This is a genomic window from Mesorhizobium sp. EU05-FHT14A09, from assembly GCF_058790995.1.
Genome location: NZ_JBYTDF010000007.1, coordinates 69399 through 92500, shown reverse-complemented (window position 1 = coordinate 92500; position 23102 = coordinate 69399). Strand labels below are relative to the sequence as shown.

26 protein-coding genes and 1 tRNA gene are annotated in these 23102 nt (G+C 62.6%); 12 read left to right on the top strand and 15 right to left on the bottom strand.

Going from position 1 to position 23102, the window contains the following annotated elements; genetic code table 11:
- Window positions 1-8: 8 nt before the first annotated feature.
- Window positions 9-1196, bottom strand: a complete 1188-nt coding sequence (gene dapE, locus AC3WTO_RS22250; protein WP_492463099.1) for a succinyl-diaminopimelate desuccinylase — start codon at window positions 1194-1196, stop codon at window positions 9-11.
- A 139-nt stretch (window positions 1197-1335) separates the two neighbouring features.
- On the opposite strand from dapE, the gene AC3WTO_RS22245 reads away from it, so the two are divergent.
- Window positions 1336-2355 carry a 2-dehydropantoate 2-reductase gene (locus AC3WTO_RS22245; protein WP_492463098.1) on the top strand — a complete coding sequence of 340 codons (1020 nt, stop codon included), beginning with the start codon at window positions 1336-1338 and terminating at the stop codon, window positions 2353-2355.
- 8 nt (window positions 2356-2363) lie between these two features.
- On the opposite strand, the gene AC3WTO_RS22240 is transcribed toward AC3WTO_RS22245, so the two are convergent.
- From AC3WTO_RS22240 to dapD, 3 genes are all read right to left on the bottom strand, one after another.
- Window positions 2364-3464 (bottom strand): diguanylate cyclase domain-containing protein, encoded by a 1101-nt coding sequence (locus AC3WTO_RS22240; RefSeq protein WP_492463097.1) that lies wholly within the window; start codon window positions 3462-3464, stop codon window positions 2364-2366.
- 231 nt (window positions 3465-3695) lie between these two features.
- The gene (locus AC3WTO_RS22235) at window positions 3696-4055 is read right to left on the bottom strand and encodes a DUF805 domain-containing protein (protein ID WP_492463096.1); all 360 of its coding nucleotides are present in this window, start codon (window positions 4053-4055) and stop codon (window positions 3696-3698) included.
- An 11-nt stretch (window positions 4056-4066) separates the two neighbouring features.
- Window positions 4067-4921, bottom strand: coding sequence for a 2,3,4,5-tetrahydropyridine-2,6-dicarboxylate N-succinyltransferase (gene dapD / locus AC3WTO_RS22230; protein ID WP_492463095.1), 855 nt, complete (start codon window positions 4919-4921; stop codon window positions 4067-4069).
- Window positions 4922-5060: 139 nt separating this feature from the next.
- On the opposite strand from dapD, the gene AC3WTO_RS22225 reads away from it, so the two are divergent.
- Window positions 5061-5900: an LOG family protein gene (locus AC3WTO_RS22225; protein WP_492463094.1), complete on the top strand. Its 840-nt coding sequence runs from the start codon at window positions 5061-5063 to the stop codon at window positions 5898-5900.
- Here the strand turns inward: AC3WTO_RS22225 and AC3WTO_RS22220 are convergent.
- Window positions 5888-6769: a DUF817 domain-containing protein gene (locus AC3WTO_RS22220; protein ID WP_492463093.1), complete on the bottom strand. Its 882-nt coding sequence runs from the start codon at window positions 6767-6769 to the stop codon at window positions 5888-5890. The two genes, AC3WTO_RS22225 and AC3WTO_RS22220, sit on opposite strands and share 13 nt — an antisense overlap.
- Window positions 6766-7473: a pyrimidine 5'-nucleotidase gene (locus AC3WTO_RS22215; protein WP_492463092.1), complete on the bottom strand. Its 708-nt coding sequence runs from the start codon at window positions 7471-7473 to the stop codon at window positions 6766-6768. The genes AC3WTO_RS22220 and AC3WTO_RS22215 overlap by 4 nt, the downstream gene beginning before the upstream one ends.
- Before the next feature lie 165 nt (window positions 7474-7638).
- Here AC3WTO_RS22215 and AC3WTO_RS22210 point away from each other — a divergent pair, with 165 nt between their 5' ends.
- Complete coding sequence (locus AC3WTO_RS22210) at window positions 7639-8394, top strand: GGDEF domain-containing protein (protein ID WP_492463091.1); 756 nt, start codon at window positions 7639-7641, stop codon at window positions 8392-8394.
- A 13-nt stretch (window positions 8395-8407) separates the two neighbouring features.
- On the opposite strand, the gene AC3WTO_RS22205 is transcribed toward AC3WTO_RS22210, so the two are convergent.
- Window positions 8408-8563, bottom strand: coding sequence for a hypothetical protein (locus tag AC3WTO_RS22205; protein ID WP_492463090.1), 156 nt, complete (start codon window positions 8561-8563; stop codon window positions 8408-8410).
- Between the two features lie 91 nt (window positions 8564-8654).
- Between AC3WTO_RS22205 and AC3WTO_RS22200 the strand changes: the two genes are divergently transcribed.
- Entirely contained in the window at window positions 8655-9143 is a 489-nt protein-coding gene (locus tag AC3WTO_RS22200) for a MarR family winged helix-turn-helix transcriptional regulator (protein ID WP_492463089.1), read from the top strand.
- Window positions 9144-9227: 84 nt separating this feature from the next.
- On the opposite strand, the gene argB is transcribed toward AC3WTO_RS22200, so the two are convergent.
- Window positions 9228-10121 (bottom strand): acetylglutamate kinase, encoded by an 894-nt coding sequence (gene argB / locus AC3WTO_RS22195; protein WP_492463088.1) that lies wholly within the window; start codon window positions 10119-10121, stop codon window positions 9228-9230.
- 152 nt (window positions 10122-10273) lie between these two features.
- On the opposite strand from argB, the gene AC3WTO_RS22190 reads away from it, so the two are divergent.
- From AC3WTO_RS22190 to msrB, 5 genes are all read left to right on the top strand, one after another.
- Window positions 10274-10897 (top strand): class I SAM-dependent methyltransferase, encoded by a 624-nt coding sequence (locus AC3WTO_RS22190; RefSeq protein ID WP_492463087.1) that lies wholly within the window; start codon window positions 10274-10276, stop codon window positions 10895-10897.
- Between the two features lie 60 nt (window positions 10898-10957).
- A complete protein-coding gene (locus tag AC3WTO_RS22185) occupies window positions 10958-11497 on the top strand; it encodes a sigma-70 family RNA polymerase sigma factor (RefSeq protein WP_492463086.1) in 540 nt (179 codons plus the stop codon).
- Window positions 11494-12201 (top strand): anti-sigma factor, encoded by a 708-nt coding sequence (locus AC3WTO_RS22180; protein ID WP_492463085.1) that lies wholly within the window; start codon window positions 11494-11496, stop codon window positions 12199-12201. Before AC3WTO_RS22185 ends, AC3WTO_RS22180 begins: the two co-directional genes overlap by 4 nt.
- Before the next feature lie 113 nt (window positions 12202-12314).
- On the top strand, window positions 12315-12872 hold the full coding sequence (locus AC3WTO_RS22175) for a fasciclin domain-containing protein (protein ID WP_492463084.1): 558 nt from the start codon (window positions 12315-12317) through the stop codon (window positions 12870-12872).
- 174 nt (window positions 12873-13046) lie between these two features.
- Window positions 13047-13547, top strand: a complete 501-nt coding sequence (gene msrB / locus AC3WTO_RS22170) for a peptide-methionine (R)-S-oxide reductase MsrB (RefSeq protein WP_492463083.1) — start codon at window positions 13047-13049, stop codon at window positions 13545-13547.
- 41 nt (window positions 13548-13588) lie between these two features.
- Here msrB and AC3WTO_RS22165 read toward each other — a convergent pair whose 3' ends face one another.
- Window positions 13589-15172 carry a DHA2 family efflux MFS transporter permease subunit gene (locus AC3WTO_RS22165; protein WP_492463082.1) on the bottom strand — a complete coding sequence of 528 codons (1584 nt, stop codon included), beginning with the start codon at window positions 15170-15172 and terminating at the stop codon, window positions 13589-13591.
- A 12-nt stretch (window positions 15173-15184) separates the two neighbouring features.
- Window positions 15185-16363, bottom strand: a complete 1179-nt coding sequence (locus AC3WTO_RS22160; protein WP_492463081.1) for an HlyD family secretion protein — start codon at window positions 16361-16363, stop codon at window positions 15185-15187.
- A gap of 121 nt (window positions 16364-16484) precedes the next feature.
- On the opposite strand from AC3WTO_RS22160, the gene AC3WTO_RS22155 reads away from it, so the two are divergent.
- Window positions 16485-17204 carry a TetR/AcrR family transcriptional regulator gene (locus AC3WTO_RS22155; RefSeq protein ID WP_492463080.1) on the top strand — a complete coding sequence of 240 codons (720 nt, stop codon included), beginning with the start codon at window positions 16485-16487 and terminating at the stop codon, window positions 17202-17204.
- 4 nt (window positions 17205-17208) lie between these two features.
- Here AC3WTO_RS22155 and yihA read toward each other — a convergent pair whose 3' ends face one another.
- The 5 genes from yihA to rpmH all read right to left on the bottom strand — a co-directional run bounded on the left by yihA (window position 17209) and on the right by rpmH (window position 20940).
- Window positions 17209-17868: a ribosome biogenesis GTP-binding protein YihA/YsxC gene (gene yihA, locus AC3WTO_RS22150; protein WP_492463079.1), complete on the bottom strand. Its 660-nt coding sequence runs from the start codon at window positions 17866-17868 to the stop codon at window positions 17209-17211.
- Window positions 17865-18503: a CatB-related O-acetyltransferase gene (locus AC3WTO_RS22145; protein WP_492463078.1), complete on the bottom strand. Its 639-nt coding sequence runs from the start codon at window positions 18501-18503 to the stop codon at window positions 17865-17867. The genes yihA and AC3WTO_RS22145 overlap by 4 nt, the downstream gene beginning before the upstream one ends.
- Window positions 18504-18615: 112 nt before the next feature.
- Window positions 18616-20418: a membrane protein insertase YidC gene (gene yidC / locus AC3WTO_RS22140; protein ID WP_492463077.1), complete on the bottom strand. Its 1803-nt coding sequence runs from the start codon at window positions 20416-20418 to the stop codon at window positions 18616-18618.
- Between the two features lie 20 nt (window positions 20419-20438).
- Entirely contained in the window at window positions 20439-20771 is a 333-nt protein-coding gene (gene rnpA, locus AC3WTO_RS22135; RefSeq protein ID WP_492463076.1) for a ribonuclease P protein component, read from the bottom strand.
- Window positions 20772-20805: 34 nt separating this feature from the next.
- The gene (rpmH, locus tag AC3WTO_RS22130) at window positions 20806-20940 is read right to left on the bottom strand and encodes a 50S ribosomal protein L34 (protein ID WP_008833937.1); all 135 of its coding nucleotides are present in this window, start codon (window positions 20938-20940) and stop codon (window positions 20806-20808) included.
- Between the two features lie 262 nt (window positions 20941-21202).
- Here rpmH and AC3WTO_RS22125 point away from each other — a divergent pair, with 262 nt between their 5' ends.
- Both AC3WTO_RS22125 and AC3WTO_RS22120 read left to right on the top strand, forming a co-directional pair.
- Complete coding sequence (locus AC3WTO_RS22125; protein WP_492463075.1) at window positions 21203-22702, top strand: ATP-binding protein; 1500 nt, start codon at window positions 21203-21205, stop codon at window positions 22700-22702.
- Window positions 22703-22846: 144 nt separating this feature from the next.
- Window positions 22847-22923: transfer RNA gene (locus AC3WTO_RS22120), tRNA-Arg, on the top strand.
- Window positions 22924-23102 lie beyond the last annotated feature (179 nt).

The following is a 23102-nucleotide window of genomic DNA, read 5'->3' as shown; positions in this document are numbered from 1 at the left end:
TGGCCCGCTTACCCGAACCAGTCCTCGATGAAACGCTGATAGATCACGGTCAGCGTTTCGAGATCGTCCAACGCCACGCGCTCGTCCACCATATGCATGGTCTTGCCGACCAGGCCGAACTCGACCACCGGGCAATAGTCCTTGATGAAGCGGGCATCGGACGTGCCGCCGGACGTCGACAGCTGCGGCTTGCGGCCGGTGACGGCGGCAACCGAGCCGCTCAGCGTCTCGATCAGCTTGTCGTCGCGCGTCAGGAAGACATGGCTCGGCCGGTCCTTCCAGACCAGCTCGAACTCGATCGGCTCCTTGCGTCCCTTGCGGTACTTCTTGCGGCCGCTGGCGGTGTCGAGCCGGTTGTGGATCTCGGCCTGCACCGTCTCGGCATCCCAGGTGTCGTTGAAGCGGATGTTGAAGGTGGCGCTCGCCTTGGCCGGGATGACGTTGGTGGCCGGATTGCCGACATCGATCGACGTGACCTCGAGATTGGTCGGCTGGAAATCCCTGGTGCCCTTGTCGAAGACGGGGTTGAGCAGCGCATCGGTGAGCGTGATCAGGCCGCGCACGGGGTTGTCGGCAAGGTGCGGATAAGCGACGTGACCCTGGCGGCCGCTGACGGTCACCGTTCCCGACAGCGAGCCGCGCCTACCGATCTTGATCATGTCGCCCAGCTGATCGGGGTTGGTGGGCTCGCCGACAATCGAGGCGTCCCAGCTCTCGCCTTTCGCCGCCGCCCACTCCAGAAGCTTGACCGTACCGTTGATCGACGGGCCTTCCTCGTCACCGGTGATCAGCAGCGAAACCGAACCCTTCGGCGCGCCTTTCTCAGCAACATGGCGGGCAAGCGCGGCGATGAAGCAGGCGATGCCGCCTTTCATGTCGACGGCGCCGCGGCCATACATCTCGCCATTGGCGATCGCTGCCGAAAACGGCGGATGTGTCCATGCCGCCTCGTCGCCGACAGGCACCACATCGGTATGGCCGGCGAACATCAAATGCGGTCCGTTGCCGGAGCGCCGCGCGTAAAGGTTCTCGACGTCGGGCGTGCCGTCTTCCTTGAATACCGGGCGCTCGATGGCAAAGCCGAGCGGTTTCAGCATGGTCTCCAGCGACGACAGTGCGCCGCCTTCGGCCGGGGTCACCGAGGGGCAGCGGATGAGGGCGGCGAGATTCTGGGCGGGATCGGTCGGCAGTGTCATATACGCAGCGTTATTCGAAAGAGTGGATCGTGTCACGGCCCTTGAAGTGGCAAGGCCTGCGGTTCTTGGCAAGCCTGCTTGAACGGGTCAACAATAGGCCGGCAGCCATCTAGCTGCTGTGCCTTGCTCGGAGATTGCGATGACATTGCGCGACGCATCCGTTGTTGTCGCCGGCGCCGGTAGCATCGGCTGCTATGCCGGCGGTTGTCTGGCGCTGGCCGGACGCAAGGTGACGTTGCTGGTCCGCCCGCGGATCGAGAGGGCCCTGTTGCGCGGTGGCCTGCGTGTCACCGATCTCGACAAGCGCGACAGGCATTTGAGCCAGGCGGCATTTGCGGTCGAAACGCACGCTGAAGCGGCGTTCAAGGATGCCGACATCGTTCTGGTCACCACCAAGAGCGGCGCCACGGACGAGATCGGCAGGCAGATTGCGGCGCACGCGCCCAGCCATGCGGTCGTCGTCAGCCTGCAGAACGGCGTCGGTAATGTCGACCGCCTGGTTGCAACCGTCGGTGGGCAGCGTGTACTCGCCGGGATGGTGCCTTTCAATGTCGTGCAGCAGGAGGACGAGACCTCTTTCCGGGTGCATCGCGCCAGCGAGGGAACCGTGCTGGTCGACAGCGGCGTGCCGGGAATCTCGACCCTGCTGAATGTCGAAGGTTTCGCGACCGCCACCCACGCCGACCTGCGCTCGGTGCAATGGGGCAAGCTGCTGTTCAACCTCAACAACGCACTGGTGGCCTTGTCTGACCTGCCGTTGGCGACGGAACTTTCCGACCGGCGCTGGCGCTCGCTGCTGGCGGCTCAGGTCGCGGAGGCACTGGCGGCGATGAAGGCGGCAGGCATCCGGCCGGGCCGGGTTGCCGGTCCGCCGCCCGCGCTGCTGCCGACGATCCTGAGGCTGCCGGACTTCCTTTTTCTGCGCCTGGCCAGGCGCATGCTGGCGATCGATCCGCAGGCGCGCTCGTCGATGTGGGAGGATCTGCAACTGGGCCGCAAGACGGAAATCGAGGAGCTGCAGGGCACGATCCTGCGGCTGGCCGCCAGAGGCGGCGTGCGGGCACCACTGACGGAGCGGATCACGGCCCTGGTGAAGGAGGCGGAAGAGCGGGGCCAGGGTTCACCGAAATTGACGGCCGACGCCATCGAACAGGCCTAGCCGGACCCTCAAGCCGTGCTTGGCAGATGAGAGCGGTGCCGGCCCTTGCCGGATCGTTTGGCTTCATAAAGCGCGATATCGGAGCATGTCAGCAGTTTCTCCGGCGTATCGCCATCGATAGGAGCTCGCGCGCTGCCGGCGCTCATGCCGATATAGGCCGGCGATCCGACCTCGATCTCGAACGGTTCTGAAATCGCTTCGATCGCCCGCTTGGCGAGATGAGCGGCCTCGATTTCCGATGTGGCCGGCAAAAGCACGACGAATTCATCGCCGCCGATGCGAAACACCATATCGGTGGAGCGGAAGGTCTTCCGCAATCTCTCGCCAACAATGCGCAGCAGCCGGTCGCCGGCGGTGTGGCCATGGCTGTCGTTGACGTATTTGAAGCCGTCGAGGTCCATGCTGAGCACGACGAACGGTTTGCCGCCATTGGCCGCCTGCGAAGCCAGCTGGCCACACATCCGATGCAGTTCCTCCTGCATGAGGATGCGGTTGGGCAGGCCGGTCAGGGCGTCTCTCACTGCGAGATCCCGGTTGTCGAGTTCCGCCCGGATCATGCGCACGCTGATGGCATGATTGTGCACCAGGACGCCGACGATTCCGGCGACATAGAAAGGCGTCTGCAGGCCGACCACCCACATGCCGGGTTGCTGGGAAAGCAGCGCGCCGACCATGAAGGGCAGGCTGACCAGCACCATGACCAGGATGGCATAGCGTGGCGTCGCGGCATTGCGCGAGGAGATGACACCGATCACGCCGGCGACATTCAGTCCGGCAAGCACCGAAAGGACCAGGTTTTCGCTGGCGATGCAGCCGAAGCAGCCGAGGCCGAAAACCGCCGACCAGATACCACCCGCCGCCATGAGCGCGCCAAGAGGCGGGTTTTCGCCCTGCAGCCGCGCAACCTCGCAGCGTATGATCAAGGTGAACCGCACGGCCAGCAACACAAGCTCGGTTGCCATCCACAGCCAGGGCCACCAAGCTCCTGTCAGCACGATTGTCGTGCCGGCAAGAACGATGACGCTCAGGCTGGCGAAGAGGATGGCGAACTTGCGGTCATAGGTCGTTTCAAGGAAACGAGAGCGAACAGCCGTGGCCTCGTTCTCCAAGGGAGTCGAGAACCAGTCGAAAAGGCGCGCCGCTCTTCCGGAGAGGCTGCTGCCGAGAACTTTTGTCGGGTCTGACAGTCGTTCCCCCTCAGATGTCGCTACAACATCCGCTCCATCTTGCATGGATCGGCTAAGAATCTGTTAGGATTCCATTGTAGCGACAAGACTAGAGCGTTTCCGTGTTTCACGGAAACTACAAAATGCTCTCGCGCAGAGAATATCAATGTATCGTCAGGCCGGAGCGTTGGTCTCGCTGCCATAGCGGTTGGCGCCCTTCGTTCCCTGCGGCAGGCAGAGCAGGAGGAATACGAAAATGTCTCCTAGGATGAAGAACAGACCGTACCAGCCGGTCTTGTCGAAATCATGCAGCCGTTTCGCCGCGAGAGCGAGATGTGAAACAAACAGGACGCACATCGCCATCAGAAACAGTGGCGGCAACTGTTCAACGATGTTCTGATTGATGTCGATATCGAGGCGGGTAACCGCGTAGAGGCGGATGACGTAAAGCAGCAACCCGGCAAGCGCGAAGGCTTGCCGGCTCAGCCGTCCGCTGAAACCGAAAAACGCCCAAAGCGTCTGCTGGAGACTCACGCGATCACCGCTCAGTCGCGCAGCAGTTCGTTGATCGAGGTCTTTTCCCGGGTCTTGGCGTCGACGCGCTTGACGATGACGGCGCAGTAGAGGCTCGGGCCCGGCTCGCCATTCGGCAACGGCTTGCCCGGCAGCGAACCGGCAACCACCACCGCATTGGCCGGCACTTCACCGTAGAAGACGTCGCCGGTGGCACGGTCGATGATCTTGGTCGACTTGCCGATGAACACGCCCATGCCGAGCACAGCGCCTTCGCGCACGATGCAGCCCTCGACCACTTCGGAGCGCGCGCCGATGAAGCAATTGTCCTCGATGATGGTCGGGCCGGCCTGCATCGGCTCCAGCACGCCACCAATTCCGACGCCGCCGGAGAGATGCACATTCTTGCCGATCTGCGCGCAGGACCCGACCGAGGCCCAGGTATCGACCATGGTGCCGCTGTCGACATAGGCGCCGACATTGACGAAGGACGGCATCAGCACGGCTCCCGGAGCGACATAGGCCGAGCGACGCACGACCGCGGATGGCACGGCGCGGAAACCGGCCTTTTCGAATTCGAGCGAACCCCAGCCGTCGAACTTAGAGGGAACCTTGTCCCACCAGGAGGCGCCGCCAGGCGCTCCCGAAATCAGTTCCATCGGCTTGAGGCGGAACGACAGCAGCACGGCCTTCTTCAGCCACTGATTGACCTTCCACGGACCATCGTCCTGGCGTTCGGCAACACGTGCAGTGCCCTTGTCGAGCAGTTCCAGCGCTGATTCGATGGCGTCGCGCACTTCGCCGCGGGTCGCGGTCGAAATGCCGTCGCGCTCCTCGAAAGCCTTGTCGAGGGTCTTTTCAAGGCTCGCCAGATCGGGCTTCGACATCAAATGCTCCGTTACAACGCAGTGAAAGGCAGGCTCTTAACCTGTTTGAAAGCCGCGCGGACCCTATTTGATGGGAATGTGAGGGTCAATCGCAGCTGCGTCATGGGACGACGCTTGAAAGGGATTTGGACGGGTGGACATGAACCCAATGGAAAAGTCGGGCTGGACGCCCCTGCCTCACTCGGACGAAGACCTGGAGCGCGCCAAAAGCGTACCCGATACGCCACAGACCCGCGCCTCGACCTATCGCCTTGCCTGGAACGACGAAGAGTTCATGACGCGGCGCGAGCTGAGGCCGGTGCGGCTGCAACTCGAACTGCTGAAGCCGGAGATGATCCTGGCCGAACGCGGCATCCGCTCAACCGTCATCCTGTTCGGCGGCGCGCGCATTCCGGAGCCGGGTGGCGAGGCATGGGCGGCCAAGAACGAGACGCAGAAACGCAACCTCGAGAAGAACAGCCGCTACTACGACGAGGCGCGCAAGTTCGCGCGGCTGTGTTCGCAGCATTCGGCTGCTTCCTACTATCGTGAATTCGTCGTCGTCACCGGTGGTGGGCCAGGCGTGATGGAGGCCGGCAATCGCGGTGCCGACGATGTCGGAGCGCCGTCGATCGGTCTCAACATCGTGTTGCCGCATGAACAGGCACCCAACCCTTATGTGACGCCGGAGCTGTGCTTCAACTTCCACTACTTCGCCATCCGCAAGATGCATTTCGTCATGCGGGCAAAGGCCGTGGCGGTTTTCCCAGGCGGCTTCGGCACCATGGACGAGTTCTTCGAGACGCTGACGCTGATTCAGACGGGACGCATGGAGCGCGTGCCGGTGATCCTGTTCGGCAAGGAATTCTGGCAGCGCGCCATCGACCTGGATTATCTGGCCGAGCAGGGCACCATCACGCCGGGCGACCAGGACATCATCGATTTCGTCGATACCGCCGACGAAGCCTGGGAGATCATCCGCCGCTTCTACGCGCTCTGAGGTGCGCTTTTCGGGGCGGTCTCATCCATCGTTCGCGGCCGGTGCACGAGTGTGACCAGAACGAACGAAATGATCATCAGGAGATACCAGGCGCCGAGTTTCTGGATGGAAACCGGCGCCCAGCCCTCGTTCTGGTTCGGATAGATCCAGGCGCGGGACCATGTGCCGATGTTCTCGGCGAACCAGATGAACAGTGAGACCAGCAGGAAGCCGAGCAGCAGCGGCATGCGGTGGCGGAAGCGGAAGACGCGGTAGTGCACCGTCGTCCTGAAGAAGAGGACGGCCGTCGCGGCGAACAGGCCATAGCGGATGTCGACCGTGAAATGATGCGCGAAAAAGTTGACGTAGATCGCTGCCGCAAGCAGGGCGGTTGCCCATAGCGGCGGGTAGCCGGTGTAGCGCATGTCGAAGATGCGGCTGACGCGCGCCAGGTAGGAGCCGACGGCGGCATACATGAAGCCGGAAAACAACGGCACGCCACCAATGCGGAAGAAGGCATCTTCCGGGTAGATCCACGAACCGGCCGATGTCTTGAAGATCTCCATGACCGTGCCGACGACATGGAAAACCAGGATCACCTTGGCCTCAGACCAGGTTTCCAGCTTGAAGCCGAGCATGGCTAGCTGGATCGCCAGCGCCGCCAGGAACAGACAGTCGTAGCGGGCAAGCCAGGCCTGATCCGGCCACCAGAGCTTGGTGGCCATGATCAGGGCAAGCATCGCTCCGCCGAACAGGCAGGCCCAGCCCTGCTTGAGGCCGAAGACGAGGAACTCGATCGCCGCGCCCGACACGCCGCGCGCCGGCAACCGGTCCAGCACGCCGTGGGCGGCGGCATCGATGAATGTTTCGACGGAAGTGAAACGTCTCAAGCGTTCGTTTCGACGATGGTCGACAGGAAACCGGCGAGATCATCGGTGACATAGTCGACGTCGTCGGCGTTGTCGGGGTCGCGTTCCCAGATCTCCGAGAAGGTCGGCTCGAAGTTGCGCGGCACGATCAGCACCGTCGTCATGCCCAGTGCCTTCGGCACGGCGAGATTGCGCGCCAGATCCTCGAACATCACCGAACTCGGTCCGCTGACGGCGTGCAGGTTGGCGAATTTCTCATAGGTCTGGCGTGCCGGCTTGGGCGTCAGTCCCGCGGCGACGATGTCGAAAATGTCGTCGAAATGATCGAGGATGCCCAACTGCCGCGCCGCGCGTTCGGCGTGGCCGCGATCGCCGTTGGTGAAGATGAACTTGCGTCCCGGCAACTGGCGGATCGCCGTTCCCAGCACCGGATCCGGCACCAGCCAGGAATAGTCGATGTCGTGTACCTTCTCCAGGAAGTCGTCAGGGTCGATCTGGTGGCGTTCCATCAGGCCGTTCAGCGTGGTGCCATATTCCAGATAGAGTTCCTTCTGCAGCTTGCGCGCGTCCTCGCGCGACAAGGTGAGCAGTTCCGACACATAAGCCGTCATCTTCGCGTCGATCTGCGAGAATAGGTTTGAGTGATGCGGATAGAGCGTGTTGTCGAGGTCGAAGACCCAGTCGGTGACATGGGCAAAACGTGCGGGATCTGGGGATTCGGTCATGATGCAGTTATCGCATGAAACCGGCGAAGCGGAAGCTGCTTTGTCGATCGTTTTCCGGGGCCGATCGAAGTCAAACTCGCGCGATCGTTCAAATTTTAGCCAGCGCTTAAAGGAGACCTTCAAGTCTAGCGGTCATAAGGCCGCCAGCCGGGAGGGAGGGCAGTGATGACCAGCATAGTCGTGCGTTCCGCAGCTGTTGCTGGGGCTGCGGTTCTCGTATCGCTTCTGGTCGTTCTGATTATCGGCGCCCTGGCTGGTGACCTTATCGGCCTCGATGCCTGGATCATCGGCACGGTATGCCCGGTGCTGATTGCCGGGCCGACAAGTGCCTATATGTTTGCGCAGGGCGACAGGCTGAAGGCCGCGCACCGCGAGCTTGCCCGCACCCATGCGCAATTGGCGGTGGCGCACCGGCGACTGTCCGACAAGGCCAGCCGCGACGACATGACCGGCATGCTCAACCGCGAGAGCTTTCTGATGGCATTGGAGAACGCCAAGGAAAAGACCGGCGGCGCGCTGCTCATCATCGATGCCGATCACTTCAAGGCCATCAATGACAGCTACGGCCACCCGACCGGCGACGAAGCCTTGCTGCTGATTGCCGCTGCCATCAAGCGCGCCATGCGCTCCGGCGACGTGCTCGGCCGCATCGGCGGCGAGGAGTTCGCGGCCTTCCTGCACGGCGCCGACGAACGCGAGGCAGCCCGCATCGCCGAACGCATCCGCACCGAAGTCGAACTGATCCTGTTCAGGCCGCTCGAGCGAACCGTCAGGCTGACAGTGTCGATCGGCGGCGCGCTCTGCCAGGACAAGATGACATTGCCGGATCTGATGCGCAGCGCCGACCTGCGTCTCTATGAAGCCAAACGACGGGGCCGCAATCTGGTGATCGTCGATGCCGCGGTTTGCCGCGCCGCCTGACCGGGTCGTCGGCTCAGAAACCGTAGATGGCAATGCGCAGCAGCACGGCTGCCATAGCCAGCGCGACGATCATCACACCCAGGCCGATCGGTGATCCCCAGCCGTACCATTCCATGGAACGTTCGGCGAAACGCATTTCTTCTTCTCGTGACATCTGTGACTGGGCCATCAGGCTCTCCTTCTGCAAGGGTCGACTTGTCGGCATCTCGGCTTTCATTTAATGATACGTCAGTCGAAATGCTCGATAGAATGATATTTAGATGATCGAAATAACATCGTCAACCACGAGTCGCGACGAACTGCTTGGAGCATTGCTGAGCGCCATCATGCGCTGGCAGGACGAGACGCAGAGTTTCGACGAGGCGGTGCGCGAGAAAATGGGCATCAACAGCGCGGAAGGCCGCTGCCTCAGCCTGCTCTATCACGGGCCGCAGTCTGCAGGGGCCATCGCACGGGTCTCCGGGCTGACCCCGGCCGCGGTCACGGCTCTGATCGACAGACTGGAAGCGCGTGGTTTTCTCACGCGAACGCGCAGCACCGAGGACAGGCGCAAGGTGGTTGTCGAAGCCACGGAAAAGACGCGAGACCTGTGCGCGCGCTATTATGGCGGTATTGCCAGCGTCGGCGAAAGGATGCTGCGCAACTTCAACGACGTGGAACTCGCCACCATCCTGGAATTCATGACCGCCGCGGCGGATCTCCAGCACAACGAGTTGCGGAGGCTAAAGGCAGGCGAACAGTCGGACTAGGGCGATCGTAGTGCATCGCGCTTGGCGTCCGCAATTGCCTGAATTAGAGCCTGTCGCGGTTCGAAGAAAGCTCCAACCGGAGCTTTACGGCACAATCAGCGTGCCGGCGCCATGTTCGGTGAAAAGCTCGAGCAGCACCGAATGCGGCGTCTTGCCGTTGAGGATGACAACGCCCTCGACACCGCGCTCGATCGCCTCGATGCAGGTTTCCACCTTGGGGATCATGCCGCCGGAAACCGTGCCGTCGGCAATCAGCGCCTTGGCTTCCGCGACAGTCAGCTCGTCGATCAGCTTCTTGTTCTTGTCGAGCACGCCGGGAACGTCGGTGAGGAACAGCAGGCGCGTGGCCTTGACCGCACCGGCAATGGCACCGGCGAAGGTGTCGGCGTTGATGTTGTAGGTGTGGCCGTCGCGGCCGGGCGCCACCGGGGCCAGGACAGGGATCATTTCCGACCGCGCGAGCAAGTCGAGCAAGGTCCGGTCGACTTCGACCGGTTCGCCGACGAAGCCGAGATCCAGCACACGCTCGATGTTGGAGTCCGGGTCCTTGATCGTCTTGTGCGCCTTGCGGGCGAAGACCATGTTGCCGTCCTTGCCGCACAGGCCGATCGCCCATTCGCCTTCGGCGTTGATGAGCGCGACGATCTCCTTGTTGATCGAACCGGCCAGAACCATCTCGACGATCTCGACGGTCTTTTCGTCGGTGACGCGCAGGCCGCCCTCGAAGCGCGACTCGATGCCCATCTTGGCCAGCATGGCTGCGATCTGCGGGCCGCCGCCGTGCACGACGATGGGATTTACGCCGGACTGCTTGAGAAGCGCGATGTCGCGGGCAAAGGCCTTGCCGAGTTCGATGTCGCCCATGGCGTGGCCGCCATACTTCACCACGACTGTCTTGTTCTCGTAGCGCTGCATGTAAGGCAGTGCCCTTGAGAGCAGCGCGGCCTGCATCTCGGCGTTGGCGGCGGCTTCCGTCATGGCGAATTTCCCGGCTGTCTGGAAAGAAACGGCGAGGTCTTAGCGGGAAACAGCGAGAGGGGCAATCGATAGCAGGCGGCAAGCCTTGTTTTGGCCTGACGCCGGAGTCATCTGTTCGTGAACAGCGGTGAAACCGTCAAACAGGTGTCACGATGACGGGGGTCGATTCGAAAACCCACTGGCACGACGTTTACGCCAGCAAGGCAACGACGTCCGTGAGCTGGTACCAGGAGACGCCGGAACCTTCGCTCGATCTGTTGCAAATGGCCGGCGCCAGACCGGACACCGGCATCATCGATGTCGGCGGCGGCGCCTCGATCCTCACCGACACGCTGCTGGCACTCGGCTATGACGATCTCTCTGTCCTCGATATCTCACCGGTAGCACTCGAGGCCACGCAGGCGCGTCTCGGTGCTGATGCCGGCAAGGTCGACTGGATCGTGGCGGACATCACACAATGGCGCCCCGAACGGGCCTACGGCATCTGGCACGATCGCGCCGCGTTCCATTTCCTGGTCGAGGAGAGCGACCGGGCCGCTTATGTCGAGCGGCTGCGCTCGGCCCTGCGCGTCGGCGGTCATGCGATCATCGGTACCTTTGCACCGGATGGTCCGGAAAAATGCAGTGGACTGACGGTACTACGCTATGACGCACGATCTCTCGGCGCCACGCTTGGCGCCGGCTTTCGGCTCGTCGACAGCAGACGCCACGACCATGTCACGCCGTGGGGGGCGACCCAGCGTTTCCACTTTGGGACGTTTCGCCGCGATGCCTGAGTGCTTCGAGAGCTTTTGCTGCCGCTAGGCAAATCGCTGCCGTCATCATAGGCTGGTGCGATGACGCTCGAGGACATCACCAAGCTGATTGTCCGGACTTCGCTGAAGGACCGGACCGCGTTCGATCTGCTCTACCGGCAGACGAGTGCGAAACTTTTCGGCGTCTGCCTGCGTGTCTTGAACGATCGCGCAGAAGCCGAGGAGGCGCTGCAGGAGGTGTTCGTCAAGGTCTGGACGAAAGCCGACCGCTTTGCTGTGTCGGAACTGAGTCCGATGTCGTGGCTGATCGCGGTGGCGCGCAACCACGCCATCGATCGCATCAGGGCGCGTCGCCGGCCAGCGGCCGACATCGACGCCGCGCTCGATGTGGCCGACCCGGCGCCGGGGCCCGAGGCGACGGCGGTGGCGGGCGGCGAGGCTGACCGCATCCACCGGTGCCTGGATGAGCTTGAAGAGGATCGCGCGGATGCGGTGCGAGGCGCCTATCTCAAGGGAGAGAGTTACGCCGAACTGGCGGAGCGCCATGGCGTTCCGCTCAACACGATGAGGACCTGGCTGCGACGCAGCCTGATCAGATTGCGGGAATGCCTGGAGCGATGACGCAAAGCGACCATACCGGACCGGAACGCGACGACGACGCGCTTGCCGCGGAGTATGTGCTCGGCGTGCTTTCGACGGACGAACGCCAGGCGACGGCACAACGGGTCGATCAGGATCCTGCCTTCGCGCGCCTGGTCGATGCCTGGGTGGGGCGGCTTTCGCCACTCGATAGCGGTTATGCCGAGGTGGAGGCGCCGGCGTCGGTGAAAGCAGCGATCGATCGCCGGCTGTTCGCGAGCAGCGCCGCGCTGCAAGATCCAGGCAGTCTCTGGGCGAGCCTTTCCTTCTGGCGCGGCCTGGCTGCAGCGGCTGTCACCGCGCTGGTGCTCGCCGTCGCAATTCCTTACCTCGGCCCTCCGCCCTTGCAGACCGAACTGGTCGCTTCACTCGCCGCCGACGGCAGCGATGTGCGTTATGTCGCGGTCTATGATGCGGGGCGCAATGAAGTGCGACTGTCGCGTCTTGCCGGCCAACTGGCCTCGGACAAGGATTTCGAACTCTGGCTGATCGAAGGCAAGAACGCGCCGGTGTCCGTCGGTGTCGTTCCAGCCGGCACGACAGCACAACTGGTTCCTTCCGCGCCCCTGCGGCAGAAACTGGCGCAAGGGGCGGTCCTCGCCATCAGCCTGGAACCGAAGGGCGGCTCGCCGACCGGCCAGCCCACCGGACCGGTGGTTGCTGCCGGCGACCTCAGGAACATCTGAGCGCCTGCTTCGCGCGCTGTGTCGAAAAAAATTCGATCGGCTGAAACTCACGAAGATCACGTTCCGTATCTCCTTGCGTCCCCGAAGAGGGTTGGAACCAGAGGAGATTGAATATGCACAAGATCACCAAGCTGCTGTTCGCCGGCACCGTCGCCATATCCGCACTCGCCGGTATCGCCTATGCCAAGAACCCGATGGTCGGCGGCGCGCCGATGTATGCCGAGAAGAACATCGTCGAGAATGCGGTCAACTCGAAGGACCACACCACGCTGGTTGCCGCGGTCAAGGCGGCCGGCCTGGTCGAAACCCTCCAGGGCAAGGGCCCGTTCACGGTCTTTGCGCCGACCAACGAAGCTTTTGCGGCGCTGCCCAAGGGCACGGTCGAAACCCTGCTGAAGCCGGAAAACAAGGACAAGCTCACCAAGATCCTCACCTGTCATGTCGTTGCCGCCAAGGCGATGTCGGCTGACGTCGCCAAGATGGTCAAGGCCGATGGCGGCGCGCACAAGGTCAAGACTGCCGGTGGCTGCGAACTGACACTGAAGGACAAGGGTGGCAAGGTCACGGTGACCGACGAAAGCGGCAATGTCGCGCATGTCACCATCGCCGATGTCGAGCAGTCGAACGGCGTCATCCACGTCATCGACAAGGTTCTTCTGCCCAAGATGTAACGGCAGGCCGGTTTCCCGCGAAAAGCAGGAATAAGGCATGGCGGCCGCGCGTTGGTCCTCCCAGACTGGCGTGCGGCCGTTTTTACTCAGCCCCGTCGAGCAGAAAAACAGTCACCTGGAAGTGACTTCACCGTGGATGTCGAACGGGGCAGGATACAGAAAAGGATGAGGCTCATGGATCGGCGCGATTTCCTGCTTGGCACGGTAGCCGTCGTGACGGTCGGAGCGGGTGCCTGGGTGTTCTCGCGCCTTGGCGGCGCGCAGCCGGCGCAAGCCGAGACATTCGAAATCCAGAAGACCGATGCCGAATGGAAAAGCCAGCTGACGCCCGAGCAATATGCCGTGCTGCGCCAGGAGGATACCGAGTATCCCGGCACCAGCCCGCTGCTCAATGAGCACCGCAAGGGTGTCTTTGCCTGTGCCGGTTGCGACCTGCAGCTCTATGCATCCGAGACCAAGTTCGACTCAGGCACCGGCTGGCCGAGTTTCTGGGAAGCCATGCCTAATGCCATCGGTACGCATGAAGACAGGACGCTCGGCATGGTGCGGGTGGAATGCTATTGCCGCCGCTGCGGTGGTCATCTCGGCCACATCTTCGACGACGGCCCGCCGCCCACCGGCAAGCGCCATTGCATCAATGGCGTTGCCTTGAATTTCCGAGCCGCTGCCGCCTGACGGCTCCGGGGGCAAGCGTTTCCTTGAAAGACGGAAACGCTCTAGTGACCGCCGCCGCCTCCACCGCCGGCCGCGGTCGGCGGCCGCTTGATGACCATCACGAAGGCCGCCAGCGACAGGAACAGCATCGTCAGCAGATAGAACACGTCCATGAAGGAAAGCAGTGCTGCCTGTTGATGCACGATGCCTGAAAGCTTGGAAAGCGCGGCGCTGTTGGCATCAAGCCCGCCTTGCGACTGGAAGTTCAGCGTCATGTTGCGCAGCTTGTCCTGGGCGGCTTCACTGCCCCACTGCACATGCTCCGACAGGCGGGCGTAGTGGAAGGCGTTGCGGTCGATCAGGATCGTGTTGATCAGCGCCAGTCCGACCGCACCGCCGAGGTTGCGGGTCAGGTTGAACAGGCCCGACGCGTTCTTCAGCCGTGACGGCGGCAGGGTGCCGAGCGCGATGTTGTTGATCGCGACCATGCACAGCATCATCGACGCGCCGCGCAGGATCTGCGGAACGAACAGCTCCCAGAAATCCCAGTCTGCGGTCAGATGCGTCATCTGCCAGGTGCCGGCGGCGAAGCCGACAAAGCCGGTTGCGATCATCAGCCGTGGGTCGAGCTTGTTCGACAGGATGCCGGAGACCGGAGCCGTGAGGAACATGGCAAGGCCGGACACGAACAGCGCTTCGCCGATCATCATCGAATCGTAGCCTCGGATGCGGCCGAGATAGATCGGGTAGAGATAAGTCAGCCCATAGAGGCCGATGCCCATGACGAAGGAAAACAGCGAGCCGAAGGCGAAGTTGACGTTGCTGAAGGCACGCAGGTCGACGATCGGCTCTTCCGCGGTGAACACGCGCCAGAAGAACACGATCGCGCCCACCGTCATGACGATGGCGAAGATGAACACCGACTGCTCCTGCAGCCAGTCGTGGTTCGGGCCTTCTTCGAGCACATATTCCAGCGAGCCGAGAAACGCCGCCATGCCGGCGAGGCCCCACCAGTCGAACTTCTTCAAGAGGCTCATGTCAGGCTTGTCGAAATCGATCAGCGTCCAGGCGGCCGTCGCGACCATGATGCCGGGTACGACATTGATCAGGAACAACCAGTGCCAGGACATGGCGTGGCTGATATAGCCGCCGACCGTCGGGCCGATGGTCGGCGCAAGCGTGGCGACGAGGCCGATCATCGGCGAGACGATGGCGCGCCGCGACGGCGGGAAGATGGTGAAGGCGGCCGCGAAGACCGATGGGATCATGCCGCCGCCGATGAACCCCTGGATCGCACGGTAGATGATCATCTGGTCGATGTTGGTCGCGGTGGCGGCCAGCGCGCTCGCCGCCGTGAAGCCGGCCGCGGAGACGGTGAACAGCACACGTGTCGACAGCATGCGGCTGAGGAACCCAGACAGCGGGATCATGATGACTTCCGCGATCAGGTAGGAGGTCTGAACCCACGGTATCTCATCGGAACTGGCGGAAAGCCCGGCCTGGATCTCCGCCAGTGAGGCGGAGACGATCTGGATGTCCAGGATCGCCATGAACATGCCGAACACCATCGCCAGGAAAGCGATGATGCGCCGCGGTTCGATGTGATCGACAGGCCTTGCTGCGGCAACGGCGTCGACGCTCGACATGGTGTCTTCCCGCTATTTGGTCGTTGTGGCCGGTGCGGTGCGGCTGTCGACGTCGACGATGACGCTCAGGCCCGCGCGCAGCTTGCCCGTGGCAATGGCATCGGACGACACGTCGATGCGCACCGGCACGCGCTGCACGACCTTCGTGAAGTTGCCGGTGGCATTCTCCGGCGGCAGCATCGAGAAGACCGCGCCGGACGCCGGCGCCAGTGACGAGACGGTTCCTTCGAACGTCTCGTTGTGCATGGCGTCGACCGCGATGCGGACCTTCTCGCCCGGCACCAGGCGGGCGAGCTGCGTCTCCTTGAAGTTGGCGACGATGTAGAGCTTGTTCAGCGGTACGATCACCGCAAGCTTCTGGCCCGGGCTGACAAGATTGCCCTTTTCGACCGAGCGGTTGCCGACGACGCCGTCATAGGGAGCCCGCAACACGGTGAAGCCGAGGTCACGCTCGGCCTTGTCCTTGGTCAGGCGCAGCGAGGCCTGCGTGCTGGCGGATTCCGCGCGTTGCGCTTCCAGGACACTGATGTTGGCGGTCGCCGCTGCGATCTGGGCCTCGGCGCTGGCGAGCGAGGCGCGCGTCTGGTCGACCGCCGTCTGCGCATCGTCCAGCTGCGCCAGTGTGGCGACATGGGTCTTCACGAGTTGCGCCGTGCGTCCCTGGGTGCGCTGGGCATTGTCGGCGGCGGCTTGCGCGGAATTCTTCTGGGCCGACGCTTGCTGCAGGGAGGCGTGGGCAGCGGTGATCTGCGCGTCGATGCGCGCCAGCGTCTTGTCCAGCGTCGCGATCTGGGCGGCAGCCTGGTCGACGGCGATGCGATAGTCGCCGGCATCGACGACGAAGAGCGGGTCGCCCGCCTTCACATGCTGGTTGTTCTCGACCTTGATCTCGTCGATGTAGCCAGAGACCTTCGGCGAAACGAAGGCCATGTCGGCCTGCACATAGGCGTCGTCCGTCGAGATCATGAAACGGCCGTCGGTCCAGTAGCCATAGCCGTACCAGAGGCCGGTGCCGACCAGGCCCAATCCGATGATCGGGAGCAGCAGGGAGCGCACCGAACGCTTCTTCTTGGCCGGCGCCGGAGCTGCGGCCGCGCTTTCCACCGGCGCGGTCGGTGCTTCGGCGGATGGCGCCTTGGCGTTTGGAAACGGATGCACCTCGGCTGTGCTCGGGGTAGAAGAGTTCGACATGGCAACGCTCTTGTGATTTGCGAACTGAACCGTTCGGTTCGATGTTGACTTAACGTAAGAACAAGCCCATATCAAGAGATATCGAACCGATTGGTTCGAATTATTTTACGCGTACAGGGAAATGAGCGAGACACTGATAGATACCGAAGCGAAATTGGAGAGAGCCGAGGAAACGGCGGGGCGTGGCCGGCCCGCGGCAGGCCAGGACCCGGTGAAACGCGACCAGATCATGGAAGGCGCGCGCCGCGTTTTCATGGACAAGGGGTTCGACGCGGCTTCGATGAACGACGTCACCCGCGAGGCCGGCGTCTCGAAAGGCACGATCTACGTCTACTTCGACAACAAGGAAGAGCTGTTCGAGGCTCTGGTCGAGGAAGAACGCTGCAAGATCTTCCAGAATCTCTATGAGGTGCTCGACCGCGAGGACAATCTGCGCGATGTCCTCGAAGACTTCGGCATGGCCCTTTCCTACAAGATCACCTCGGACAAGGTGGTGATGGCGCAGCGCACCGTCATCGGCGTCGCGGAGCGCATTCCGGAGCTCGGCCTGCGTTTCTACGAGAAGGGACCCAAACAGGGTCATGCCAAGGTCGAGGCTTTCCTCAACCGGGCGATCGCAAAGGGCCTGCTCGAGATAGCCGACGTCGATCTTGCCGCCTACCAGCTCTCCGAGCTCTGCATGGCCGGCCTGCTCAGGCAGCGCCTGTACGGCTATCGCCGCCAGTCGCCTGCCGACCATGAGATACGCTATGTGGTGCGGGCCGGTGTCGACGTCTTCCTGAAGGCCTACGGCACCGAGGCGTTCACGGCTCAGGATCGGCTGGCCACAAGAATAGACTGACCGTCTATCCGCCGTTGGCGACCAGCACGATCGCCGCGCGCAGCTCTTCCAGCCCGTCCACTTTCTCCGATGACGTCGCGAGCACGCCCGGGAAAGCCGCCGGCCGTTTTTTGATCTTCAGCAACGTCTCTTCAATCAGGCGCGGCACCCCAGCCGCTTTTATCTTGTCGGTCTTGGTCAGCACGATCTGGTAGGAGACGGCCGCCTTGTCGAGCAGGGTCAGAACGTCCTCGTCGTTCTTCTTGATGCCGTGGCGCGCGTCGATCAGCACATAGACACGCTTCAGCGTCACCCGGCCCTTCAGATAGTCGAAGACAAGCTTCGTCCACTGGTCGACCTGCTCTTTCGGGGCCTGCGCATAGCCGTAGCCCGGCATGTCGACCAGCGCCAAGGGCGGCAGGTCGGCGCCTTCCCCGGAAAACCCGTCCGGCACGAAATAGTTGAGCTCCTGCGTCCGGCCCGGCGTGTTGGAAGTGCGCGCCAGCCCTTTCTGGCCGACCAGCGCGTTGATCAGCGACGACTTGCCGACATTGGAGCGGCCGGCGAAGGCGATCTCCGGTGGACCTTCAGGTGGCAGGAACTTCATGGCGGGCACGCCGCGGATGAAGACCCATGGCCGCGTGAAGATGTCTTCGCCGACGGTGGTGATCGTTTCCGCCGTCACGTCGATGCCTCGAGCCGGTCGATATCGGCGCCGCGGATGGCATCGAGATTGCGGGTGATCTTGTCTGCCGGCCAGTTCCACCAGGCGATCTGCCTGAGGCGCGTGATGGTTTCGTCGTCGAAGCGCATTTTCACCACCTTGGCGCTGTTGCCGGCGGCGATCGCATAGGGTGGCACGTCACGAGTAACCACCGACTTGGCGGCGATGATGGCGCCGTCGCCGATCTTCACGCCCGGCATGATCGCGGTGTTCATGCCGATCCAGACATCATTGCCGATAACCGTGTCGCCACGCAGTTCGGCTTTCCATGTCGCGACATCGAAACCCTTTTCCCAGCCATGGCTGAAGATGTTGAACGGATAGGTCGAGAAACCGCCCATGACATGGTTGGCGCCGTTCATGATGAAACGCGCACCTTCGGAGATGGCGCAGAATTTCCCGATGATCAGCTTGTCGCCGATGAAAGGGTGGTGATGCAGCACGCAGGTCTCGACGAAACTCTCCGGACCACCCGGATCGTCATAATAGGTATAGTCGCCGATCTCGATGTTGGGAGCGTTGACGATCGGCTTCAGGAAACCGACGCGATTGTGATGCAGCGTCGGATGCTTGGTATTGGGATTAGGGCCGTTCATTGTGATCTCCGTCGAGATTGCGGCGGAACTGGAGGATAGCCTATTCCTTTCGCCAATAGCAAAAGGCCCCGGCTATGCCAGGGCCTTTTTCCAAAGGGATGGCTGAGGCCCGCTATTCCGCGGGCGTCGGTTTTTTCTTGAACAGGCCGGCCAGATTGTCCCACAGCTCGATCTTGGCGCCTTGCCGTTTCATGATCGCGCCCTGTTGCAGGATCGACAGCAGGTTGTTCCAGGCCCAGTAGATCACCAGACCGGCCGGGAAGCCCGCCATCATGAAGGTGAAGATCACCGGCATCCAGGTGAAGATCGCAGCCTGCGTCGGATCCGGCGGTGCCGGGTTCATGCGCATCTGCAGGAACATGGTCACGCCCATCAACAGTGGCCAGATGCCGATATGCAGCATGGCCGGCGTGGCGAAAGGCAGCAGACCGAACAGGTTGAGCAGCGACGTCGGATCGGGTGCCGCCAGGTCGTGGATCCAGCCGAAGAACGGCGCGTGCCGCATTTCGATGGTGACATAGAGCACCTTGTAGAGCGCGAAGAACACCGGGATCTGGATCAGCACCGGCCAGCAGCCGGCGATCGGGTTGATCTTCTCGGTCTTGTACAGCTCCATCATCGCCTGTTGCTGCTTCATCTTGTCGTCCGCATATTTCTCGCGGATCTCAAGCATCTTGGGCTGCACCTTCTTCATGTTCGCCATCGACTTGTACGACTTGTTGGCGAGCGGGAAGAAGATTGCCTTGACGATGACGGTGGTGGCGAGGATCGCCAGGCCGAAATTGCCGAAGAACTTGTAGAGCGTGTCGATCAGCCAGAACATCGGCTTGGTGAAGAAGGAGAACCAGCCCCAGTCGATCAGGAGATCGAAGCGGCGGATGTCGAGATCCTTTTCATAGGCGTTGATCTTCGACACTTCCTTGGCGCCGGCAAAGATCAGCGATTCCACCGTGGTGGACTGGCCGGGCTCCACGGTGATCGGATCGGTCAGGAAGTCCGACTGATAGCGCGGACGGCCGTCGTCGAAATAAGCAAAGCGCGGCTGGAACGGCTGCTTTTCGGTCGGAACCAGCGTCACGGCCCAGTATTTGTCGGTGATGCCGAGCCAGCCGTCGGTCGACTTGGCAGGCACATACTGCTTGTCCTTTTCGACCGAAGCGTATTTGTGCTCCTGCAGGCCTTCGCTTCCGGTCACGCCAATCAGGCCTTCATGCAGCACGTAGATCGACGGCGTGCTCGGCTTGTCGAAGCGGGTGACACGGCCGTAATTGGAAAGGCTGACAGCCGCCGAACCGGTGTTCTGCACCGTGTCGGAGACCTTGAACATGTAGTTCGCGTCGACCGAGATGGTGCGCTTGAAGGTCAGGCCCTTGTCGTTGGTGTAAGCGAGCGTCACCGGCGTCGTCGGCGTCAGCGTGGCGTTGCCATCGACCGTCCACACCGTGTCCGGGCTCGGCACCTTGCCGGTCGCTTCATTGCCGACGAAACCAAGCTCGGCATAGTAACCGTTGGGCAGTGCCGACGGGTTCAGCAGCTCGATCTCTGGCGAAGTGTTGTCGACGGTCAGCCGGTAGCGCTTCAGCTTGAGGTCGTCGAGACGCGCGCCGGTGAGGTTGATCGAGCCTTCGAGGCTCGGCGTATCGATCTTGACGCGGCTGGTGGCGGCAAGCGCCTGTTCGCGTCCGGCCGGAGTCGCGCCGTCGGTGCCGGGAAGGCTCGGCACCGCACCTGGCTGTGCCGGTGTCTGCGCGCCGGTTGCTCCCGCTGCCGGTGCCGTCTTGGCCTGACGCTCGGCCTCGATGCGTGCCGTCTCGCGCTGGGATTCGACGCGGGGGTTCATGTAGAACACCTGCCACAGCGTCAGGATCAGCACCGACAGGGCGATGGTGATGAAGAAATTGCGGTTGTTTTCCATCGAGACCTTGGCCTGTCGCGCTAGCGTTTTGCGTGGATACGGCGGGAAAGCTCGGCTTTCAACTCGCCGAAGGGCGCGGTGAGGACATCCTCGCGCCCCACGATGACATAGTCATGGCCGCTTTCCATGTCAGCGGCGGCATAAGTGCGCACGGCTTCTTTCAGTCGCCGGCGGACCCGGTTGCGCACGACGGCGTTGCCGACCTTCTTGGTGACCGTGAACCCGACACGCGGCGCATCGCTGTCGCCGCGGTTCAGTACTTCAACGAGGAAAAACCGCCCGCGCCGCTTTTCGCCGCGCCGGACGGTCAGAAAATCCGTGCGTTTCAGAAGCCGTTTGGGTGCCTGTCCCATTGGCCGGGTCGAGGGCAACGGCCGTGGCGTCCGCTTAAGCGGACAGCCGCTTGCGACCGCGGTTGCGGCGAGCAGCGACGACGCCGCGGCCGCCCTTGGTGGCCATGCGGGCGCGGAAGCCGTGCCGGCGCTTGCGAACGAGCTTGGAGGGTTGGTAGGTACGCTTCATTTGTTTAAATACCGCGGGGTGCGGCCCTTCTTGTGTCTGTCACTTTGTAACAGGAGCTTGTTGGCTGGGCCCTGTTTGGCGCGACCGAAACCGCGCCGGGTTCTAGGGCCCGAGCGTGAGCGGGGCTTATAGGTAGAAGGGTTTTGGAAGTCAATCCGACTCGGCGGCAAAGATTCGCGCAAGATGTCGGCGGATCTCATATAGCTGGAAATTCCGTCACAATTGCCTAGTTTGGATCAGAAGGCATGGCGGCACTGGGTGTATGAGCGTCGAACCTTCCACGATTGAGAGTACGGAGGCCGCCGGGCCTGTGGCCGGAGCCTTGGCCCGTGCGGTGCCTTTGGCACGCGGCCTGTCGGCCAAGCTGATCCTGCTCACCATCGTCTTCGTGCTTCTGGCCGAGGTGCTGATCTTCCTGCCGTCCATCGCCGACTACAGGATGCGCTGGCTGCACGAGCGTCTCAACACGGCCGCCGCCGTGTCGGTGGTTCTGGTCGAGGGAGATCCGGGAGCTTTGTCCCGCACCGCCCAAGACGACCTTTTGATGGCCTTGGGCGCCAAGGCAATCGCGGTGCGTGATGGCGATTCCTCGCGCCTGCTGGCGGTTGCGGCCATGCCGCCCAAGGTCGACGAGCATATCGACATCGCCAACACAGGCATGTTCGAGCAGCTTTCGGATGCGCTCGAAACCCTGTTCTGGGGAGGCGACCACACGCTGCGCATCTTCGGTCCGGTCGGCGAGCAGGGCCGCGAGTTCGAGCTGATCATGCCGGACTACCGGCTGCGCGCGGCCATGCTCTCCTTCTCGCGCAACATCGCCCTGATCGGGCTCCTGATCTCGGTCTTTTCCGCGATGCTCGTCTATGTCGCCGTCGACCGCATCATGATCCGACCGGTGCGGGCGATGACACGCTCGATGCTTGTTTTCTCGGAAGCGCCGGACGATCCGGGCCGCATCGTGCGGCCCGCCGACCGCGACGACGAGATCGGTGTCGCCGAACGCGAATTGGCTGAGATGCAGACGCGGCTGCAGAAGATGCTCGCCGAGCAGCGGCATCTTGCCGATCTCGGTCTCGCCGTATCCAAGATCAACCACGACATGCGCAATGTGCTGGCGTCGGCGCAGCTTCTGTCCGATCGCCTGTTGCAGGTGCGGGATGCCAGCGTCCAGGCCTTCGCGCCGAAATTGCTGAAAGCGCTGGACCGCGCCGTTTCCTACACCGAAGGCGTGCTCGCCTATGGCCGCGCCCAGGAGGCGCCACCGTCCCGCCGCATGCTGCGCCTGCGCCAGCTGGTCGACGAGGTGCACGGACTGCTCGACATGGGCGACGGCATCGATTTCGAGAATGGCGTCGATGCCGCCTTCGAGATCGATGCCGATTCCGAACAGCTGTTTCGCGTCCTGACCAACCTGTCGCGCAATGCCGTGCAGGCCATGGCCGCCGACATGGAAGGCGCGGTCGTCCGGCGTCTGGTCATATCGGCGGACCGGACCGGCGGGACAAGCCAGATCCTGGTCATGGACACCGGCCCCGGCCTGCCCGCGAAGGCACGCGAAAACCTGTTCCTGGCGTTCCGTGGTTCGGCGCGCAGCGGCGGCACCGGTCTCGGCTTGGCAATCGCGCATGAGCTGGTGCGCGCCCATGGCGGCAAGCTCGAGCTGCTCGAAAGCATCGGTGGCCGCACCGTGTTCTCGGTCAGCATCCCTGATCAGCCGGTCAGTCTCGACCGCGCCCGTCGGGGTCTCAGGCGGTCGGCCTGACGGCCGGCCAACGCCGCCTTTCACGACGACGGCAAAACTTTTTCATTGATCGCTTGCTTTTCGGAAATTGAGTCGTTAGGGAACACCTCGCATCGCGGCGGCACCAAACGCAGGCCGTGATTGCTGTCAGGCAAAGCCTGTTGCGCGCCCGTAGCTCAGCTGGATAGAGCACCAGACTACGAATCTGGGGGTCAGGAGTTCGAATCTCTTCGGGCGCGCCATCTGACCGCAAACTTTTCTTATGTTTCTGAGAACGTGTCAGGCGATGGCGTTCCGACGGCGTTCCTCAGTCGGTCTTGCCGACGCGATGGGCGACACGAAGCTCGGCAGCTTTCCGGGTCCTCTCGACGGTTTCCGATTGTAGCGGCCGGTCGTTGCGATACTCGAGTGGTTCGCGTGG

Excerpts from the sequence above, each read along its gene's own strand:
- AC3WTO_RS22180 (WP_492463085.1), top strand. The coding sequence starts at position 11,494 with ATGACGCAAAGCGACCATACCGGACCGGAACGCGACGACGACGCGCTT.
- AC3WTO_RS22210 (WP_492463091.1), top strand. The coding sequence starts at position 7,639 with ATGACCAGCATAGTCGTGCGTTCCGCAGCTGTTGCTGGGGCTGCGGTT.
- AC3WTO_RS22175 (WP_492463084.1), top strand. The coding sequence starts at position 12,315 with ATGCACAAGATCACCAAGCTGCTGTTCGCCGGCACCGTCGCCATATCC.
- AC3WTO_RS22245 (WP_492463098.1), top strand. The coding sequence starts at position 1,336 with ATGACATTGCGCGACGCATCCGTTGTTGTCGCCGGCGCCGGTAGCATC.
- AC3WTO_RS22155 (WP_492463080.1), top strand. The coding sequence starts at position 16,485 with ATGAGCGAGACACTGATAGATACCGAAGCGAAATTGGAGAGAGCCGAG.
- argB (WP_492463088.1), bottom strand. The coding sequence starts at position 10,121 with ATGACGGAAGCCGCCGCCAACGCCGAGATGCAGGCCGCGCTGCTCTCA.
- msrB (WP_492463083.1), top strand. The coding sequence starts at position 13,047 with ATGGATCGGCGCGATTTCCTGCTTGGCACGGTAGCCGTCGTGACGGTC.
- AC3WTO_RS22205 (WP_492463090.1), bottom strand. The coding sequence starts at position 8,563 with ATGGCCCAGTCACAGATGTCACGAGAAGAAGAAATGCGTTTCGCCGAA.
- yidC (WP_492463077.1), bottom strand. The coding sequence starts at position 20,418 with ATGGAAAACAACCGCAATTTCTTCATCACCATCGCCCTGTCGGTGCTG.
- rpmH (WP_008833937.1), bottom strand. The coding sequence starts at position 20,940 with ATGAAGCGTACCTACCAACCCTCCAAGCTCGTTCGCAAGCGCCGGCAC.
- AC3WTO_RS22160 (WP_492463081.1), bottom strand. The coding sequence starts at position 16,363 with ATGTCGAACTCTTCTACCCCGAGCACAGCCGAGGTGCATCCGTTTCCA.
- AC3WTO_RS22165 (WP_492463082.1), bottom strand. The coding sequence starts at position 15,172 with ATGTCGAGCGTCGACGCCGTTGCCGCAGCAAGGCCTGTCGATCACATC.
- AC3WTO_RS22185 (WP_492463086.1), top strand. The coding sequence starts at position 10,958 with ATGACGCTCGAGGACATCACCAAGCTGATTGTCCGGACTTCGCTGAAG.
- AC3WTO_RS22200 (WP_492463089.1), top strand. The coding sequence starts at position 8,655 with ATGATCGAAATAACATCGTCAACCACGAGTCGCGACGAACTGCTTGGA.
- AC3WTO_RS22145 (WP_492463078.1), bottom strand. The coding sequence starts at position 18,503 with ATGAACGGCCCTAATCCCAATACCAAGCATCCGACGCTGCATCACAAT.
- AC3WTO_RS22190 (WP_492463087.1), top strand. The coding sequence starts at position 10,274 with ATGACGGGGGTCGATTCGAAAACCCACTGGCACGACGTTTACGCCAGC.
- AC3WTO_RS22125 (WP_492463075.1), top strand. The coding sequence starts at position 21,203 with ATGAGCGTCGAACCTTCCACGATTGAGAGTACGGAGGCCGCCGGGCCT.
- AC3WTO_RS22225 (WP_492463094.1), top strand. The coding sequence starts at position 5,061 with ATGAACCCAATGGAAAAGTCGGGCTGGACGCCCCTGCCTCACTCGGAC.
- dapD (WP_492463095.1), bottom strand. The coding sequence starts at position 4,921 with ATGTCGAAGCCCGATCTGGCGAGCCTTGAAAAGACCCTCGACAAGGCT.
- AC3WTO_RS22215 (WP_492463092.1), bottom strand. The coding sequence starts at position 7,473 with ATGACCGAATCCCCAGATCCCGCACGTTTTGCCCATGTCACCGACTGG.
- rnpA (WP_492463076.1), bottom strand. The coding sequence starts at position 20,771 with ATGGGACAGGCACCCAAACGGCTTCTGAAACGCACGGATTTTCTGACC.
- dapE (WP_492463099.1), bottom strand. The coding sequence starts at position 1,196 with ATGACACTGCCGACCGATCCCGCCCAGAATCTCGCCGCCCTCATCCGC.